Source organism: Alishewanella sp. HH-ZS (genome assembly GCF_001704375.1).
GTDB lineage: Bacteria > Pseudomonadota > Gammaproteobacteria > Enterobacterales > Alteromonadaceae > Alishewanella > Alishewanella aestuarii.
The window spans coordinates 1-17,248 of sequence record NZ_LZEJ01000055.1 but is presented as its reverse complement, the minus strand read 5'-3'; the positions used below and the strand labels follow the sequence as shown (position 1 = coordinate 17,248).

The window sequence follows — 17,248 nt, the reverse complement described above, 5'->3', positions numbered from 1 at the left end:
CCCATGCTGGGCGCACACAAAAACGGCAGGATAATCCTGCCGTTAGATTAAAGCCTGGCAATCAACCGCGGATCAGTTGTTGCCGCTGAAACTCGCGGATCCGTTCGACATAATGCCGCACGGTTTGCACCGTCAGCACACTGCGCTGACCGTCTAACACCTGACCACCGAACTCTTCCGCCAGCTTTTTCGCGGCGTTATTCATCAGGTTAAAGTTTTGCAGCGGCTCGCCCGGTCCGGGTAGTGTCATAAACAGGCTCAGACCACGGGTGCTTAGCTCGTCCATGCGCTCAATATCAAAAGTGCCGGGATTAAACATATTGGCCAGACTAAACAGCACCTCACCGGTACCGGCACTGTCCTGATGCCGGTGGAAGATGTCCATATCGCCGTATTTAAAGCCCAGCATGGTTAACACCGATAACAGCTCCTGACCGCGGATTTCCTTCTGTTCAGGCAGTAGTACATAGAGGATCAGCACTTCTGAGGGGGCAGCAGCGGCGTCGTCTGCCGGCTCGTCGGCCGCCATCTCATCGTAACCGTAATCGGTCTCTTCCGGCAGCAGTTCATCCTGCTCCGGAATGCTCTGTTCATCTAAAGCCGAGAAATTAAACACCGGCTCTTTCGGCTCAGCAAATAAGTCGGTTTGCTCAGCCGGACGCTTAACATCAATTGGCCGGCTGGTGGGTTTGGTTGCAGTACGGCTTGGGTGCAGCTTGGTGCGCTGCTCGGCACTGCCTTTGCCGGCGCCCTTTACCACCCTAACCTGACCAATACCGTATTCGTCAAAACCTTCACCCGGACGCTCGTCTTTGCTGTCCTCCTCCGGATGATAGCGATGCTGTACCTTGTTACTGTTTTTTCGCACCGTCCACAGACCATGCAAAAACAAGCCGCCCAACACCAGGGCCCCGATAATAATTAATACCAAACGCAACTCGCTAGCCATTTGTTATACCTTTTGCTCTTTTAGGCTACTGCCAGTTTGACAGCATCATCCACATCTACTGCGACCACGCGGGACACACCGGGTTCCTGCATCGTTACCCCCATCAATTGCGCAGCCATTTCCATAGCAATTTTATTGTGGCTGATATAAATAAATTGTACGGTATCCGACATTTCCCGCACCAGGTTACAGAAGCGCCCTACGTTGGCATCATCCAGCGGGGCGTCAACCTCATCCAGCATACAAAACGGTGCCGGGTTAAGTCTAAATATTGAAAACACTAATGATAAAGCGGTTAAGGCTTTTTCACCACCCGATAATAAATGAATTGTACTGTTTTTTTTACCCGGCGGTCTGGCCATAATACTAACCCCGGTCTCCAGCAGGTCATCATCGGTCAGATCCAGATAGGCACTGCCGCCACCAAACACCTTTGGAAACAGCTGTTTTAAGCCGTCATTCACCTGATCAAAGGTCTCTTTAAAGCGTTGCCGGGTTTCGCGATCGATCTTACGGATCGCGGTTTCCAGCGTGTCCAACGCCGAAGTCAGATCCTGATGCTGGGCATCCAGATAGGCTTTGCGCTCGGCCTGTTGCTCATACTCTTCAATCGCTGCCAGGTTAATGGCGCCAAGCCGGCTAACTGCTTCCACGGTTTTATCCAGCTGTTGCTGCCACTGTGCTTCATCGGCATCGGCCGGCAATTCAGCCAGCACCTCTTTCATATTCACCTGCTGCTCACGCAACAACTCCAGCATATTATTGGCGCGGATCCGGTAGCCTTCAGCATCCAGCCGCAGATTTTCCAGCGCTTTTTGCTGGCTGCTTAAACGCTGGGTTATGCCGCTTTGTCCCTGCTCCAGCTCACGGATCTGTTGCTGGATGGCAGCCAACTGCTGATTAGCATTGGTTAGCGCCTGTTCGGCGTCACTGCGCTGCAGCAAGCTTTCCTGTAACTCCTCTTGCAGTTGCAGTGCCGGATCCTGTTGTTCGTCCAGCTGGAGCTGCAATTCGGCCAGTTGCTCCAGCCATTGCTGTTGTTGCAAAGCCGCGCGGCTTAAACTCAGTTCGACACTTTGCAATTGCTGCTGACAGAGCCGTTGCTGCATTTGCAGCTGGCTGCGCTGACCTTGCTGTTGTTGCAATTGCTGGCGCAACGTCTCTTCCTGCGCCCTGGCCTGTTGCTGGCGCTGCTGTAACTGCTGCTCCTGCGTTACCGCCTGCTGATACTCTTGCTCCGCCTCTGCAAGCTTAAGTTCGGTTTGCTCTGCACTTGCCGCCAGCGCCTGTTGCTGTAACTGTAATTCTGCCAGTTGCTGCTGCAGCTGTGTGCTCTGTTGCCTTAATTGCTGCAGCGCCTGCTGTTTTAACTGCACCACCGTATGTTGTTGCTGCCGGGCTTGTTGCTGGCTGCTGAGTGCCGCATTAAGCTGGCTAAGTTGCTGCTGTGCCTGTTGTTGCAATTCAAGCTGTTGTTGCTCTGCTGCCGCAGCTGCTGCAAGCTCCTGCTCAACGACAGCTAACTCCTGCCCTAATTGTTGTAACCGCTCCTGGCGTAACAAACGGCTATCGGTCAGCGACGCCTGGCTTTGCTGGCCCCAGTTAGTGCCGAACCATTTACCCTTAGCACAGATCACCGATTGTCCGGGTTTAAGCTGTGTCAGCATCGTTAGCGCCTGCGCTTCATCCGCCGCCAATAAAATTTGCCGGAAATAATCCGGATATACCCCTGAGCGCACCACGCTGGCCAGGGTATTTGCCGGCGCCGCGTTGTCGCCAGCCACTGCGGTCACATACAGCGCTTTGCCCGCAGTATGAGCAGCCAGCTCAGCCTGTTGTAGTGCGCCCAGTGCCAGCGTAACAGCCAGCGCCCAGCCATCTGCAATTTGCAGCTGCTCTGCCAGTAAAGGCCCGCTGCTGCTGGCTTGCTGTTGACTCTGGCTAAGACGTTGATGCTCGATTCTCAACACTTGCTGTTGGTTTTGCCACTGTTGGCGCTGCTGGGTTGCCTGCGCGCTCAGCTGTTGCTGCTGCGCCAGGGCGGCAGTAAGCTCTGCCTGCTCTAGCTGCAATGCGGCGACTTGCTCTGCCAGCTCCTGGTGCCGGGCTTCTGCCAGCGCCAGCTCTTGCTCTGCCTGCTCAGGCTCCAGCCGGGCCAGCTGTTCAGTTAACTTATGTTGCTGTGCGGCCAACTGATGTTGTTGCTGCGCCCAATGTTGCAGTTGCAGCCGCCACTGCTGCAGTTGCTCGCGACGCTGATAATGCTGTTGTTGCCAGTCTTGCCAGTTAAGCTGTGCCTCGGCTCCCTGCTCCGTCGCTGCCAGCAATTGTGCCTGTAACTCTTCCTGCTGCTCAGTCAACACTAGCAGTTCCGGTATCAGCTCTTCCAGCTGCGCTTCAAGCTCGGCGCGTTGCAGCTGCTCCTGCTGCTGTTGCTCATGAAAACCGGCCAGACTCAGCTGCTTTTGCTGGATCTGCTGACTAAGTAACTGTTGTTGCTGACGCTGGCCGACAATTTGCTGCTCCAGTGCACTGATCCTGTTACCCAACTGATAGTACTGCTGCTGACACTGCTCCTGCTGTTGCCGTGCGGCATTGGCTTGTTCGCGTAATTCGGTCAGCACCCGCTCATCGCCCGCCTGCGCCGCCTGATATTTCTGCAGCTCGGTTTCCTGCTCGCGCAGCTGCTGTTCCAACTTGTTTAGCGTGTCATTAAAACCCAGCCATTTAATCGTTGTCAGCTGGGCACGCAGTGTGCGCTCCTGCGCTTTCAGCTCTTTATAGCGCTGTGCGGTAACTGCCTGCCGCTTGAGTTTGTCGATATTTTTACCCAGCTCTTCGCGCACGTCGGTCAGGCGATCCAGATTATCCCGGGTATGTTTAATGCGGTTTTCGGTTTCGCGCCGCCGCTCTTTATAGCGGGAAATGCCGGCGGCCTCCTCAATAAAGACCCTGAGCTCCTGCGGTTTAGATTCGATCAGGCGCGATATCATGCCCTGTTCGATAATGGCATAGCTGCGGGGGCCCAGGCCGGTGCCAAGGAAAATATCGGTAATATCGCGGCGGCGGCACTTACTGCCATTTAAGAAGTACAACGACTGGGCATCACGGGTCACGACGCGCTTGATTGCAATTTCACTGCGATCCGCCAGATTGCCGGCCAGCCGGCCCTGAGTATTTTCAAATACCAGCTCGACGGAGGCCTGCGACACCGGTTTGCGCTGCGCCGAGCCGTTAAAAATCACGTCGGTCATTGCATCACCGCGCAGGTTTTTCGCCGAGCTTTCGCCCAGCACCCAGCGCACCGCATCAATCACATTGGATTTGCCACAGCCGTTTGGCCCCACTATGGCCGTCATCGCTTGCGGAAACGGCACTGTAGTGGGGTCAACAAAGGATTTAAAACCTGCCAGTTTGATCTGTTTTAAGCGCATCCGGCTGCTGTATTCTGCTTAGAGTTATAGCGACAAATCTACCCATTTTGTCGCACACTGTCACTTGCTAATTCGATTAACGGGCTGACTTTGCAGATTTTTTTTACGCCAACGCTCTGCTTTGGCTACCACATCAATAGTCTTACGCACCGGTGCTTGTGCCGCGCTGATAATTACGACCGGGCGTGACACAATCAGGTTATTTGGGTAAATCACCCGCTCCTGCTCTTTGGTACGCAGCACCGTATTAAACAAATGGATTTCAGCAATATCACCCTCCAGCGCATTATTACCATCAATAATCCGCACCTTGCTGCCTTCGGCAAAGTCTTTCTGCCCCAGTAGAATAAAGAAAGCGGTTACGTTGCTGATTAGCGACCAGGACGCAAATAAGGCGACACCGGCTACCGCAATAATTGACGATGCCAGCACCAGCAAGCCGCGAATATCCACGCCCCAGATAATGCTTAGCACCACCAGCAACAGCAGCATTAGCAGGATATGAAAAACGACAATGGCTCTTTTATTCATTTCCGGCCGCATCCGGCCACCGGCCAGCAAGCCATAGATCAGTGGCACCAGCCGGCGGCTGACGATGATATAAGCCAGTACCGCTAGCAGTGACAAACCTAGCTGCACCATCATTGGGCTCATATAACCGCTGAGTTGTTTCAGGATCTCACTGTCAGCAATGATCGATTGTTCCACACTCATCATTTAATCCAGATCATTTAACGGCCAACTAACGATATAGTCTTCAAAATCATCCAGAACCACCATATCCTCTGAGATGGTTTTGTTGCGTACCGACATTTGTTTTTTATGCATCAGGCTTTTCTTGCCGCCGTTTAATAGCGGATGCCAGGACGGCAAACCACGCCCTTCATGTAAGCGCCGATAGGCACAGCTGTTGGGCATAAAGAAGATGTCTTTCAGATTGTCTTTGGTCAGCTTAATGCAATCCGGCACCAACACAGTACGAAGACTATATTGGGTACATTCGCATTTATGGCTATTCAGATAGCGGCAGGCGATATTGGTAAAAACCACCTCTTCACCTTGTTTTAGCTCAGCGGTCGGGCCTTCTTCCTCGTCATCATCAATAAACTTGTTCAGACAGCATTTGGCGCAGCCATCACATAAAGCTTCCCACTCAGCGTCATTCATTTCGCTTAAGCTTTTTTGCTCCCAGAAGCGTTCAGTCAGGCTCATTTAAACCTCTACCCGGCTATCTATTTTCAGCAGATCGGCCAGGATCACACTTAGCTTATCGCCAGCCTGCAAAGGACCAACGCCAGCCGGCGTGCCAGTCAGCACCAGATCGCCGGGTAGCAGGGTAAAGTGCTGACTCATTTCACTGATCAGTTGGGTAATACCGCGGATCATATTGGCACTGTTACCCTGCTGGCGCAGCTCACCATTCACCAGCAAGCTAAAATCCAGCTGTTGCGGATGTTGTACTTGTGCTTTGGGCACCAGCGGTGACATCGGACAGGCGCCATCAAAACCTTTAGCAATTTCCCAGGGCCGCCCCAGTTGTTTTAAACGCCCCTGCACGTCGCGTAGCGTCAGGTCCAATGCCAGCCCATAGCCCCAGATGGCCTCAGTAACCTCAGCAAAGCCGGCATTTTTCAACGGTTTGGCGATCAATACCGCCAGCTCCAGCTCATTATGCACCTCACCGCGATCGGTGGGGATGCTAAAAGCCGGCGCCAGCGGCACCAGCGAGGTGGCCGGTTTGATAAAAAACAGCGCTTCGGGCGCGGTTTTACTTTGCATCTCGGCGATATGATCCTGGTAGTTTTGCCCGATGCAAACAACCTTACCCAGCGGCAGCTCAAGCGCCTGCCCCTGCCAATCCTGATGCTGGTACATTAACTTTGCTCCGCGACAATAAGATCTGCCAGATAACCAACACTGGTGACAAAATAGTAAGAGCGGTTCCAGTGCATCAGACTTTTATAGTTATCATACGCCAGGAAGGCACGGCCTTTCGGGCCATCCGGTAACACCAGAGCGGCGCTGATTTCGCGTTGCGGCAGCGCTTCACCATTTAAGCGCCGCACTCCTAACTGATGCCAGTCAGCCATACTGCGGGCTGAAGCATCCCAGCGGCTTAACCACTCATTACGCGCCAGGCTACCACGCTGAATCGCATGAGCGGCGTCAAAACCGGCCGGCAGTTTTACTTCGCGGCCCCAGGTCAGGCTGTTATTCCAGCCCTGGCGTTTCAGGTAATAGGCAATAGAGGCAAATACATCCAGCTCGTTAGTCCAGATATCTTTTTTACCATCACCGTCACCATCCTGAGCATAGGCTAAAAAGGAGCTTGGCATAAACTGGCTTTGGCCCATGGCGCCGGCCCAGGAACCTTTCATATTCTCTAGATCGATATGCCCCTGCGCTAAAATATCCAGAGCATGGAAAAACTCAGTGCGGAAAAAGGCTTCACGCCGGCCTTCATAGGCCAGCGTTGCCAGCGCTGACGGGATCGAATAGTTACCCTGAAAACGGCCAAAGCTGCTCTCCAGACCCCACAACGCCACGATAAAGCGCGGTTGCACGCCGTAGCGCTTACCAATTTCTTCCAGCTGTGGCTGATATTGCTGATAACGTTCGCGCGCCATGCGGATCCGGGTTTCACTGACCCGCTTCGGCAAATAGGTATCCAGCGTTTCGACTACTTCCGGTTGGCTGCGGTCAGCGCTGACCACCCGCTCATGAAATTGCAGGCTGCTAAACACGGCTTCCAGCAACGCCTGATCATAGCCGCGGCTTTGTGCTTCGGCTTTCAGGGCTGCGGTATAGCTTTGAAAATCCGGTTTTGCTTCTTCGGCCAGACTCTGACCATTGAACCAACCGGCTGCCAGCAGCAGGCTGGCAATAAGCTTCTTTTTCATTCTGACTCCTTGTTGCTGAGCGTCGTTTGCGGCAAAGCCGCGCGATGCTCATCCAGCAGATTAGCTACTGGCGGGGGTAATTGCAGGTAAAAGCCTTGCTGCTGCAGCGCCGCTTTCACCTTTTGAATATCGGCCAGGGCTAAATGTTCCCGTTTGGCCAGATTTAACACTGTCACCAGCTGCGGTTGCCCAAACGTGTCCAGTAAGGGAGCTGGTACCTGGCTAAAGTCGTCCCGCTTTTCAATATACAGGTAGGTGCCCTCTTTTCGTGGGCTGCGATATACCGCACATAACATAGAATAAAACTACTTCATCAACTTGCCTAACAGATGGCAAGACTATAACATGAACCGCTGATCAAGCGTAACGACAGAGCTTGTCGGACGCAGAAAAATTCTCGCTGCGACAGCAGTAATAATAATAGTAAAAGCGCTGAACTTTTATGTCTGAACACTCCTTAGAATTAAAGGGCAGTTTATTCCCTTTATCCGTGTTACATTGCTCCGATCTTAGCATCAGCAGTCTGCAATCCCTGTTAACTGCCAAACTGGCACAAGCGCCGGCCTTTTTCTATCAGGCACCGCTGGTGATTAACTTACAGGATAACGACAGCAACCCTGACTTTGCCGCGCTAAAACAGTTATTTACCGAGTTAAAGCTGGTACTGGTCGGGGTAACGGGTGCCAATGCCGCGCAAAAAGCGGCTGCGCAGCAAGCCGGTTTAGCGGTATTGCAAGCCGGCAAGAGCAATACTGCCAAAGCGGTAGAGCCGGCACCTCAGAGCCCCGCGCCAGAGCGTTCAGCACCGGCACAGGTGGTGGTACAACAACAGGCCATGGATAGCAAGATCGTCGAGCAGAATGTTCGCTCCGGTCAGCAAATCTATGCCAAGGGCGCCGATTTAATTATTAAAGGTGCCGTTGGCGCCGGCGCAGAAGTGATTGCCGATGGCAATATTCATATTTATGGTTCGCTGCGTGGCAAAGCCATTGCCGGTGCCAGTGGCGACAGCAGCAAACGCATTTACTGTTACAACATGCAGGCCGAATTGGTCTCAATAGCCGGGAATTACTGGTTAAGCCATAGTCTGCAAGGCGAGTTTTGGGGTAAACCGGCCTGCATCCGCTGGCAGGGCGAAAGTTTAGTCATTTCAGAATTAGTGTAAGGAAAGTCACTATGGCAAAAATTATTGTGGTTACCTCTGGCAAGGGTGGTGTCGGTAAAACCACCTCCAGTGCCGCTATTGGCACGGGCCTGGCGTTAGCCGGTAAAAAAACTGTAATTGTCGATTTTGATATCGGCTTACGGAATCTGGATCTGATCATGGGCTGTGAACGCCGCGTGGTCTACGACTTCGTTAATGTGATTAATGGCGAAGCCAATCTGAAACAAACGCTGATTAAAGATAAGCGGGTCGACAACCTGTTTATCCTGCCGGCCTCGCAAACCCGCGATAAAGACGCCCTGACCAAAGAAGGCGTAGAGCGGGTGTTAAATGAGCTGTCTGCTGAATTTGATTTTATTATCTGTGACTCACCGGCCGGTATCGAATCTGGCGCCATGATGGCCCTGTATTTTGCCGACGAAGCCGTAGTGGTTACCAACCCGGAAGTGTCTTCAGTACGTGATTCAGATCGCATCCTGGGTATGCTGTCGAGTAAATCCCGCCGCGCTGAACAAGGCCTGGAAGGGATTAAAGAGCATTTGCTGTTGACCCGTTATAACCCGGAGCGGGTGATCAAAGGCGAAATGCTCAGTGTCGAAGACGTGAAAGAAATTCTGGCCATTGAGCTGGTAGGCGTTATTCCAGAGTCGCAAGCGGTGCTAAATGCGTCGAACTCAGGCCAGCCAGTTATTCTGGATGAAGAAAGTGACGCCGGCCAGGCTTATCTGGACACGGTAAAGCGTCTGCTGGGTGAAGCAGTGCCATTCCGTTTTCTGACGGTGGAGAAAAAAGGATTTATTAAAAGGTTGTTTGGAGGCTAACTGATGTCGTTACTGGATTATTTTCGTTCAACTAAAAAAAATACCGCCAGCACTGCCAAAGAGCGCCTGCAAATTATTGTGGCCCATGAGCGGAAAAGACGCTCCGGGCCGGATTACCTGCCCCAGCTGGAGCGCGACATTCTGGAAGTGATCCGCAAATATGTGGATATTCCGGCCGACCAGGTCGCGGTATCACTGGAGCAACGTGGTGATGAGTTATCTGTACTGGAATTAAACATCACCTTCCCTGACGAAAAGCGCTAACAGGCGCTTTTCACTTTTAATCTGTCAAAGGAGCAGACAATGCGTAAGACCCTGATTGCCGCCGCTGTGGTTGCTGCCGGCGCCGCCGGTTATTATTTTCTGAGTAAACAGGACAGCCAGGCTTTTCATGCCGAACTGGCCTATGTCCCGGCTGACACGGTACTGTTTTCCGGCCAGTTTAAAGCGCTGGATATGGTCAGTTATCTGGCTACCGTTGGTATTACACCAGACTACCTGAATGGCGAAGACCTGCAACAGGGTTTAGCAGTGTTACAACAACAGGCCCCGGCCGCTGGTCAGTTTGCGCTGGCGTTGTTTGAAGGCTTTATTAATGCGCTGGGAAGCCCGGAGCAGTTTGAACGCGAAACCGGTATCGCCAATGCGTCACGCTCCCTATTCTATCTGGTTGGTGCAGCACCGGTAGTTCGGCTGGAACTGGCCAATGAACAGGCTTTTTTAAGCTTTTTGGATAATCTGGGGCAACGCAGTGGCCTGAGCTATCAGGACGCCAGTCTGAACGGCCACAGTTTCCGCCGCTACCGCACTGACGACGCGCCGGAGGGGTTTGAATTACTGGTCAGCACTGAACGCGGCTGGGCCACCATTGCCCTGCACCACCATGCGCTATCAGACTCACACCGCCTGCAAAGTCTGGCACTGGAACAGCCGGCGAAAAATCTGGCGAACAGTGGCAAACTGGAAAATTATGTTAAGCAGTATCAACTGAAAACCGATGGTCTGGGCTTTTTTAGCACCGAACAGCTGGCACTGGCACTGACCACCACTGACGGTAACCAACTGGCGCGTGATCTGCAACTGACCTTTAACGGTGAAGTGCCAGAAGCTTTGCAAAGCTGGCAAACCCCGGCTTGCCGCACAGATATGCAGATGCTGGCCCAAACCTGGCCTGGTATGGTGATGGACAGCGAGCTGGTGACCCAGGCTAACGGTCAGTTCCATATCCGCAGCAAGATGCTGCTGCCAACCAGCAGCAAGGTCGCGTTAGAGGGCTTACAAGGCTTACAGGGCTTTATCCCTGCTGCTCTGAACGGTAAGGTACACAGCTCGATGTTCTATCTGGCGCTGGGAACCGAAATTAGCCAGCTAACCCCGTCTGTCAGCAAGATCTGGGCTGGTATGACTGATTTATCTGTCAGCTGTGAGCCACTGGTTGCAATTCAGGAACAGATGAAAGCACAAAACCCGCTGATGATGCTGGCGATGGCCGGGATGGCCGCCAACGGCTTACAGGGTTTCTCCGTCACCATTAACGGTTTTAGTCTGGATCCGGCGACCGGTCAACCAAACCAGGCCGATGCGTTAGTAACGGTTTCTGCTGATAATCCGCAAACGCTGGCGGCAAATGCTATCGCGATGGCGCCGATGTTAGCAGGTATCCAGTTACCAGCTGCAGGTGAAGAGATTTCCGTCAGTGAGGTATTCCCGCCTGCCGCTATGCTGGGTTTGGATCTGCGCTTAAAAGCCAGTGCCAATCATTTGATGCTGTATGTTGGGGATAAAGCTAAGGCTCAAGCCACTCAGCTGGCCAGCGAAAAACTGACTAAGAATGGCATTATGGCAGTAGGCGCCGACTATAAGCAGTTTTTCAGCGCCTTGTCTGATGCGGCGGCAATGTCCGGTCAACCGGTACCAGATGAGCTGAAGCGGATGATGGACAGCAATATGCAGCTGGGTTTTGGTTTTGGTATTGAACAGCACGGTATTGTATTTAATACCGAGCTGAAAACCAGCCGTTAACCGCACCTAACCCGATAAAGCCAGCATTAAGCTGGCTTTTTTTATGCCCGCTTTCTGACATTATACCGCCAGGCATCCAGGCTGTAACAGAGCAGTGCCAGCCAGATCAGACCAAAAGTAAACAGCCGTTCCAGTGCAAAAGGCTCCCGGTATAACCAGACGCCAAAGATAAACATAAAGGTTGGACCGATATACTGAAAAAAGCCCATAGTAGATAACTGCAGACGGCGGGCAGCCGCAATAAAACACAGTAGCGGCACTGTCGTAACCAGACCCGCAGCGACCAGATAAAGATTAAGGCCGGCACTGTTAGCCAGCATATTAGCAGCCGGACTGTCGGCATAAGCCCACCAATACCAGAGCGCTAACGGCAACAATAATAAGGATTCACCTAAGAGTATATAGTAAAAACAGTGTCTATTCGCGTGTGAGTGAGTGACAGGGCTTTACATATAAGGTCAGCGTCTTTTATTTCAAACGTACATACTGTGTATAATGGTATGTACGTTTTTTATTTGCGCCGAGTCCTTCGGCGGTAACCATTCATCCATGAATTTTTGTTCAGTGTTTAATTGCACCTTGTGAGTGCGACTTGTTCCAACAAGTCGGGAGAGATAGGAGTTTACGTCATTGGTTTAGCAGGACGGGGATAGTTGTTTGCGGCAAGTACAGAGTTGTCGCCGCATCCATGCGGCTTTGACAGTTCAGTTGTTCACTCATTGATTCACCTTCTTGATTAATTGCACTTAATTTACCACCACATTGCAACCGCTCCTTACCACGTGTTGCAAATTAATCGCACCACAACTTTCACGGAAAGTACCACTTCGTCGGATCTCGGCTTTGTGCCAATTGCAGAAATATCAATGTTCAGGCATTAAAGTCTGCTTTTAGGTGTAATCAGTACGGATCAAACACTGGCGTCGCCTTCCGGCGCCTGAGAGTTTAGATTTGAAAATATTTGTTCGATTTCGAGAGTTACTGTCTCAGGAAGTCTATACAAAAGCGATCTTTTAATATCACCTTCGTACCCTGTCTTTTTCCTGATGTTATCTTTCATAATTTCAAAATCTTGGTAGCTAGTACGAGGATCAATCATAATTTGTGTAATTAGTTCATGAGGATCAATCTCATAGCTAAATATGTCGTTTTTAGGAAGCTCATTTCCCCAGTCAAGTTGAATAAGTCTAACTTCTTTTTCATGCTCGAACGCTTTCCGTTTAACCAATAAAGTACGAAACAAGCTTCCAAAGGTCATTTGACCATTCCTTGTAAAGGCTTTTTTCGCCAAAGCCATAATTTGAGCTTCAGATTTGTACTCCACTTTGCCTATACAGGCCTCTTTCATAGCTCCATTGGCATTAGCAATTGATAGACTAGACACTAATTTACCTACTGTTGTCCTTATTCGTATACTTTTCTTATCATGAGAGTAGATTCTCCACATTGCATCAGACGCGTTAGATATTGTCCAGCATTGTCCATACAATCGCTCATGAGTATCTAGAGTTATTACGGAACCATCTAGGAATTTCAATTTTGACTTTAAAACGAAATTTTCAAATGTATCTTCCCACAACTTTGGCTTTACCAATGTGTTCTTCCGAGTTTCGAACATTTCGATTAATCGTTCATACGAAATGATTCGATAGATGTAATTATCGTATTCCGTTTCTTTAAGATTTATATACACTGTATCTCTCTAAAGACATAGCGGTTGATAAGTTGGCGAACTTTGGCCTAACTTGGCGAGATAACTTAACATTTTTTTAATTCTTTTTTTAAGCATTCTCTTGTTATTTTTTGAGCTTCAGCTATCTGCTCATTTGTCATTTGCTTTTCTATATCATAGCGTAAATCCATATATGCTTTTTCTTCACTCATTGCTGCAATATTAAACCACACATATGAGTAAACTAAGTCTTTATTAATACCCTTACCGCCAGCATATATCGCGCCAAGCAATGCTTGTGCGTTTGAGTTTCCATTTTCAGCGGATTTTTTTGCCCATTTATAGCCTTCGCTGAATTTTTCTTCATAAATATACCAATATCCTAAAAGGAATTGAGCTTCTGACTGTTCGTTGCTCTTGTTATCTGCAGCTTGCGTTAGCAACTTTAAAGCTTCATCAATATCAGCTTCGACACCTAATCCATCTAAGTGCATTTTTGCAAGTTCTAATTGAGCTTTGGAATTATTTTTTTCAGCTGAAGATTTAAGCCATTTTACTGCTTCAACAATATTCTTTTCCACTCCATCGCCAGTTCTATACATAATAGCAACTTCAAATTGAGCATCTGATAATCCAGATTCAGCTGCTTTCAAGTAGTACTTAAATACCATTTTTTTATTTATTTCTGTGGCTTTACCTTCGCTATAAAATTTTGCGAGCAGGATATCAGCCAAAGGGAAATTATATTCTGATGCAATCTCTGCTAAATATTTAGCTTCCTTGTAGTTACCTTCGTTATATAATTCAACTGATCGACCTGCTAGCTCAATAGCGACAATACCAAGCTCTCCCTTTGAGCAAACTTCTTTAGCTTTATCAAAGTCTAAACTTGGGGTGCTTAATACATCATAGCATTCTGTTTTTTTAGGTGAACCCCAAATTACTACTGCTGCTATTGCAGATAATGTTATGAAAATTAAAGCTAAAAATTTAAGTTTGTTCATCTATTCATTCCTTAATTAGGATTAACTTTAGTCCATTTCACCCGAGGCAACCCCCTAATATTCTATAATTAAATCTTAGTTGATTGGAAAAGATCAATTGCATTCCCAGTCTGAGCACAAATCAAGCTCCATCAAGCCAAGACTCATTTTCTTTCCTTGCGCATAACACCCGCCACAAATCTTAACAAATTGTTACGAGTCTAGCGCCGATAGGGCGATTTTTGAAGGCGTTCGTTATAGCTTTTTACTTTTGAAAGCGAACGTAAAAGCGATTGCTACTAAGGATGCGGAAACGAGTTGAACGTAAAGGCAGCTACGTCGACTATGCCAATCGGCGTATTACCATACACTTGCCCATACATTATTGGACTTTCCAAAGCCATGAGTACTCATTTACATCATGTCAGGTTATGAGAAAAAAGTTACTTTATTAAGACTAAGGAAACTTGGCAACATGTCCGATTGTGAGGTAAAGCAGACTTTCGAATAAGCGCTATGATGCGGGGAGAAATTTCCGCTTTTCGCTCTTAGCTGACGATCAATTAACTGTATGACTGCTGAAGCTGGTGGTTACATGAAAGTGCAACGGGTTGTAAGCCGCGATTGATCGTGGTGATAAATTTGGGTGATGTTTTGCAGCTTTGCTAATTTGCTAATTTTGGTGTAGAAGTTCACTCAAGTAGCTATTTCGCTTATGTGAGTTACTGTGGGCTTCTGTAATAACCCTTAGTTCATCCGAACTACCAACTATATGGATCTCAACCTCGGCTCTGGTAATCGCGGTATACAGCCACGCTCTATCAACGATTTTGCCTTTCTGTAGTGCAATAATGATTCTAGGAAACTGCGAGCCTTGAGCTTTATGAAGGGTTATTGCATAACCCAACTCCATGCAATCGAGCACGGACTGTGTGACCTCAACTTTATCCCCCGTATCCAGCGTTACTACACCATAACTTTCACCTGATGAGTCAATGCTGGTAAGCGTACCAAGAGATCCGTTTTGAATGCCTTTATCATAGTGGTTTTGCGTAAATAGAATCGCATCATTCAATCTGAGGTTTTGAAAGAATCTCTCGCCGTGCATTTCAAACTCAAGCCTTTTACCGCTTGGGTTAACAGCCTCTTGGGTCAGTTTATTAATTTCAGCAACGAGTGCCTTGGTCGGTGCCATGACGCGACTATTTTCAGGTGATTGCTGATACAACTCACAACAGGCTTGAGCAATGTCGCTCTTTGCCGTTTCGTGGAAGTGAATAGCCCCCGTACTTAGTTTTTCAGGCACGATACCTTGATTAATGAGCTTGGAGTATTCAGGAATACCCGTTGAGCCTTTCTGACGCTTAACGATATCTAGCATAGTATTAGCAATGGCTTTTGATAGAACGATATCAGCCAAAACCTTGCCGCACCCTATAGGTGGTAACTGGTCAGGGTCGCCAGTAAAGATAATACGAACCGATGGGTGAATATGGTTGACCAGGCGATACATGGTTGGCAAGTCAATCATACTGGCTTCATCTATTACCAGTAAATGCTTTGGCTGGTCTGAACTTGGCTCAATAGGCTCTCTACGTAATAACTTAGCGATAGTTGAGGTGATAAAGCCAATTGACTCATGCAAGCGCATAGCGGCTCGGCCACTCAGTGCTACTGCGTGTATTTCAAATCCCATTTGATGGTAGGCTCGAAGTGCGGTTCTAAGGACGGTGGTTTTACCTGTGCCAGCTCCGCCAGTGATACAACTCACTGCGTTATCCAAACACGTTGTCACCGCTTCAATCTGTTTCTTGGTTAGCTCGTATGGTAATTCACCAACCGAAGAGCAATATGCAGAATTTGCAACTTCGTCATAAAGGTTGTTTTGATTAGCTAGTGCTTTAAGTCGTTTGGCAACGACATTTTCCATCAACAACTGGGCGGTTGGATGATAAGAGCCAGTGTCAGGGTTTAGGATGTATTGCGCTTTGTTGTGACCAGCTTTAAACGCTTCCGTCACCAGTTCCTTATCTTTGAGTAATTTGGTTAGGTATGGGCGTAAACATGCTTGAGTTGTATAGGTGTGGCCTTTCTCAATCTCTTTGCGAATCGCGGTTTCAAGTGCGGCACTTAGTCTGCGGTGATCACAAGCTGTGATCTTAAACTGGTCAAAATTAACCAGTTTATCGACATCCGTAAACGACATTCCAAACCCAATAAGGACATACGGATTTTGTTTAATAGCCTCAATGGACTCTTCTCCATGATGCTTCAATAAGCGCTGCTGAATACTTGCTGGTATCTTGTGTTCGGTCATCCAGTTGCAGTAGGCCAGATTTTTATATTTGGCGTAACCCTCAAATAACGCATTGATAGAATCTTCACTCAGGACACTTCTGAGCCGTTCTCTTGATTCATGAGTGTCTTTTCTAACCGTTGGGTGAAAATCCTTTCCTAACAGTTCCCAGAGTGCTCTAGCTTTACTTTCACCGATACCTTTGAAATCACTTTCTCTGGCAATAAAGCGAATAAGCTGTTCACCCGTTTCTGGCAGGCTGCATTCGATGTGCTCTGGTGATTCATAGGTATGCTGCTGCATCACGTAATCACCCGTTTCCATTTCTTCTATTAAACGATGGCCTTTAACCGACCAGTGTTGGCCTAGGGCTGGTTGAACGGGGATGGCATCTGGATCAGCTTTGATAGTGACGTAATACTTGCCGCTATTGGTTTTGTGTGAGTTTTTTTCCAGTGGAACGCCACTGAATATCACCATTTTGGTAGAACTGTAAGGAATGCTCGTGACACGCATTTGGTCTTGATGGAGTGTAAATTTCATCGTGGCATGAACCCCATTTCTGACAAGGTTTCATTCAGTTCGCCAAACCGCTCTAGTTTACCTTCCAGCTCTTTAACTTTGGCTTTTAGCTCAATGTTTTCAGCCTCTAAGGTCGATACTCGTTTAACGTCGAGCAGCTTGCGATTAGCTGTGTTGTCGTATTGCTTTGGTTTGTCAGCATTGCTCTTTGCAGATTCGGTCAGTGGCGGGAGTATACCTTTATCACGCAGTTTGTCTTCTAATGCCTTGAGCGCTTTTCTAAGCGTAGGATTTTGGTTAAGGGCAGACTTGCCGCAACCAACCCCTTTTGCTACTTCGATGCGGTTGAGCTTGCCTTTAAAGGCGATTTGCTTAAAGTCATCATCAGTTTGAGTGGCTTGCCATACTTCAAATGCTTCGAGGTTCTGCTGCGCTCTTTGCTGACCGTTCGCCATTAATCATCTACCTCACCTAACAACTTGCG

The 17,248-nt window shown here is 48.9% G+C and carries 16 protein-coding genes; 4 read left to right on the top strand and 12 right to left on the bottom strand.

What is annotated here, in order from left to right; all coding sequences use genetic code 11:
- Positions 1–61 precede the first annotated feature (61 nt).
- Genes zipA through A9165_RS15280 form a run of 7 tightly spaced genes read right to left on the bottom strand, consistent with a single transcriptional unit; the run spans position 62 to position 7,579 of the window.
- Positions 62–949: a cell division protein ZipA gene (gene zipA, locus A9165_RS15310; RefSeq protein WP_065956530.1), complete on the bottom strand. Its 888-nt coding sequence runs from the start codon at positions 947–949 to the stop codon at positions 62–64.
- 20 nt (positions 950–969) lie between these two features.
- Entirely contained in the window at positions 970–4,383 is a 3,414-nt protein-coding gene (gene smc, locus A9165_RS15305) for a chromosome segregation protein SMC (protein WP_065956529.1), read from the bottom strand.
- Positions 4,384–4,443: 60 nt separating this feature from the next.
- Positions 4,444–5,097, bottom strand: coding sequence for a mechanosensitive ion channel domain-containing protein (locus A9165_RS15300; protein ID WP_008607678.1), 654 nt, complete (start codon positions 5,095–5,097; stop codon positions 4,444–4,446).
- Between the two features lie 3 nt (positions 5,098–5,100).
- The gene (locus A9165_RS15295; protein ID WP_065956528.1) at positions 5,101–5,595 is read right to left on the bottom strand and encodes a YcgN family cysteine cluster protein; all 495 of its coding nucleotides are present in this window, start codon (positions 5,593–5,595) and stop codon (positions 5,101–5,103) included.
- Positions 5,596–6,258, bottom strand: coding sequence for a fumarylacetoacetate hydrolase family protein (locus A9165_RS15290; protein WP_065956527.1), 663 nt, complete (start codon positions 6,256–6,258; stop codon positions 5,596–5,598). It lies immediately after the preceding gene.
- Complete coding sequence (locus A9165_RS15285) at positions 6,258–7,283, bottom strand: lytic transglycosylase domain-containing protein (RefSeq protein WP_065956526.1); 1,026 nt, start codon at positions 7,281–7,283, stop codon at positions 6,258–6,260. The genes A9165_RS15290 and A9165_RS15285 overlap by 1 nt, the downstream gene beginning before the upstream one ends.
- Positions 7,280–7,579, bottom strand: a complete 300-nt coding sequence (locus A9165_RS15280) for a YcgL domain-containing protein (RefSeq protein ID WP_065956525.1) — start codon at positions 7,577–7,579, stop codon at positions 7,280–7,282. Before A9165_RS15280 ends, A9165_RS15285 begins: the two co-directional genes overlap by 4 nt.
- Positions 7,580–7,725: 146 nt before the next feature.
- Between A9165_RS15280 and minC the strand changes: the two genes are divergently transcribed.
- Genes minC through A9165_RS15260 form a run of 4 tightly spaced genes read left to right on the top strand, consistent with a single transcriptional unit; the run spans position 7,726 to position 11,291 of the window.
- Positions 7,726–8,448, top strand: a complete 723-nt coding sequence (gene minC / locus A9165_RS15275) for a septum site-determining protein MinC (protein WP_008607672.1) — start codon at positions 7,726–7,728, stop codon at positions 8,446–8,448.
- Positions 8,449–8,459: 11 nt separating this feature from the next.
- On the top strand, positions 8,460–9,269 hold the full coding sequence (minD, locus tag A9165_RS15270) for a septum site-determining protein MinD (RefSeq protein ID WP_008607671.1): 810 nt from the start codon (positions 8,460–8,462) through the stop codon (positions 9,267–9,269).
- 3 nt (positions 9,270–9,272) lie between these two features.
- Positions 9,273–9,533, top strand: a complete 261-nt coding sequence (gene minE, locus A9165_RS15265; protein WP_008607670.1) for a cell division topological specificity factor MinE — start codon at positions 9,273–9,275, stop codon at positions 9,531–9,533.
- A gap of 39 nt (positions 9,534–9,572) precedes the next feature.
- Complete coding sequence (locus A9165_RS15260; RefSeq protein WP_065956524.1) at positions 9,573–11,291, top strand: hypothetical protein; 1,719 nt, start codon at positions 9,573–9,575, stop codon at positions 11,289–11,291.
- Between the two features lie 41 nt (positions 11,292–11,332).
- On the opposite strand, the gene A9165_RS15255 is transcribed toward A9165_RS15260, so the two are convergent.
- The 5 genes from A9165_RS15255 to A9165_RS15235 all read right to left on the bottom strand — a co-directional run bounded on the left by A9165_RS15255 (position 11,333) and on the right by A9165_RS15235 (position 17,219).
- On the bottom strand, positions 11,333–11,668 hold the full coding sequence (locus A9165_RS15255) for a hypothetical protein (protein WP_255365746.1): 336 nt from the start codon (positions 11,666–11,668) through the stop codon (positions 11,333–11,335).
- A gap of 533 nt (positions 11,669–12,201) precedes the next feature.
- Complete coding sequence (locus A9165_RS17000; RefSeq protein WP_255365747.1) at positions 12,202–12,738, bottom strand: DUF2971 domain-containing protein; 537 nt, start codon at positions 12,736–12,738, stop codon at positions 12,202–12,204.
- Positions 12,739–13,049: 311 nt separating this feature from the next.
- Entirely contained in the window at positions 13,050–13,967 is a 918-nt protein-coding gene (locus tag A9165_RS15245; protein WP_065956522.1) for a tetratricopeptide repeat protein, read from the bottom strand.
- Between the two features lie 652 nt (positions 13,968–14,619).
- The gene (locus A9165_RS15240) at positions 14,620–16,785 is read right to left on the bottom strand and encodes an AAA family ATPase (RefSeq protein ID WP_065956521.1); all 2,166 of its coding nucleotides are present in this window, start codon (positions 16,783–16,785) and stop codon (positions 14,620–14,622) included.
- Complete coding sequence (locus tag A9165_RS15235; protein WP_065956520.1) at positions 16,782–17,219, bottom strand: VPA1267 family protein; 438 nt, start codon at positions 17,217–17,219, stop codon at positions 16,782–16,784. The genes A9165_RS15240 and A9165_RS15235 overlap by 4 nt, the downstream gene beginning before the upstream one ends.
- Positions 17,220–17,248: the final 29 nt, after the last annotated feature.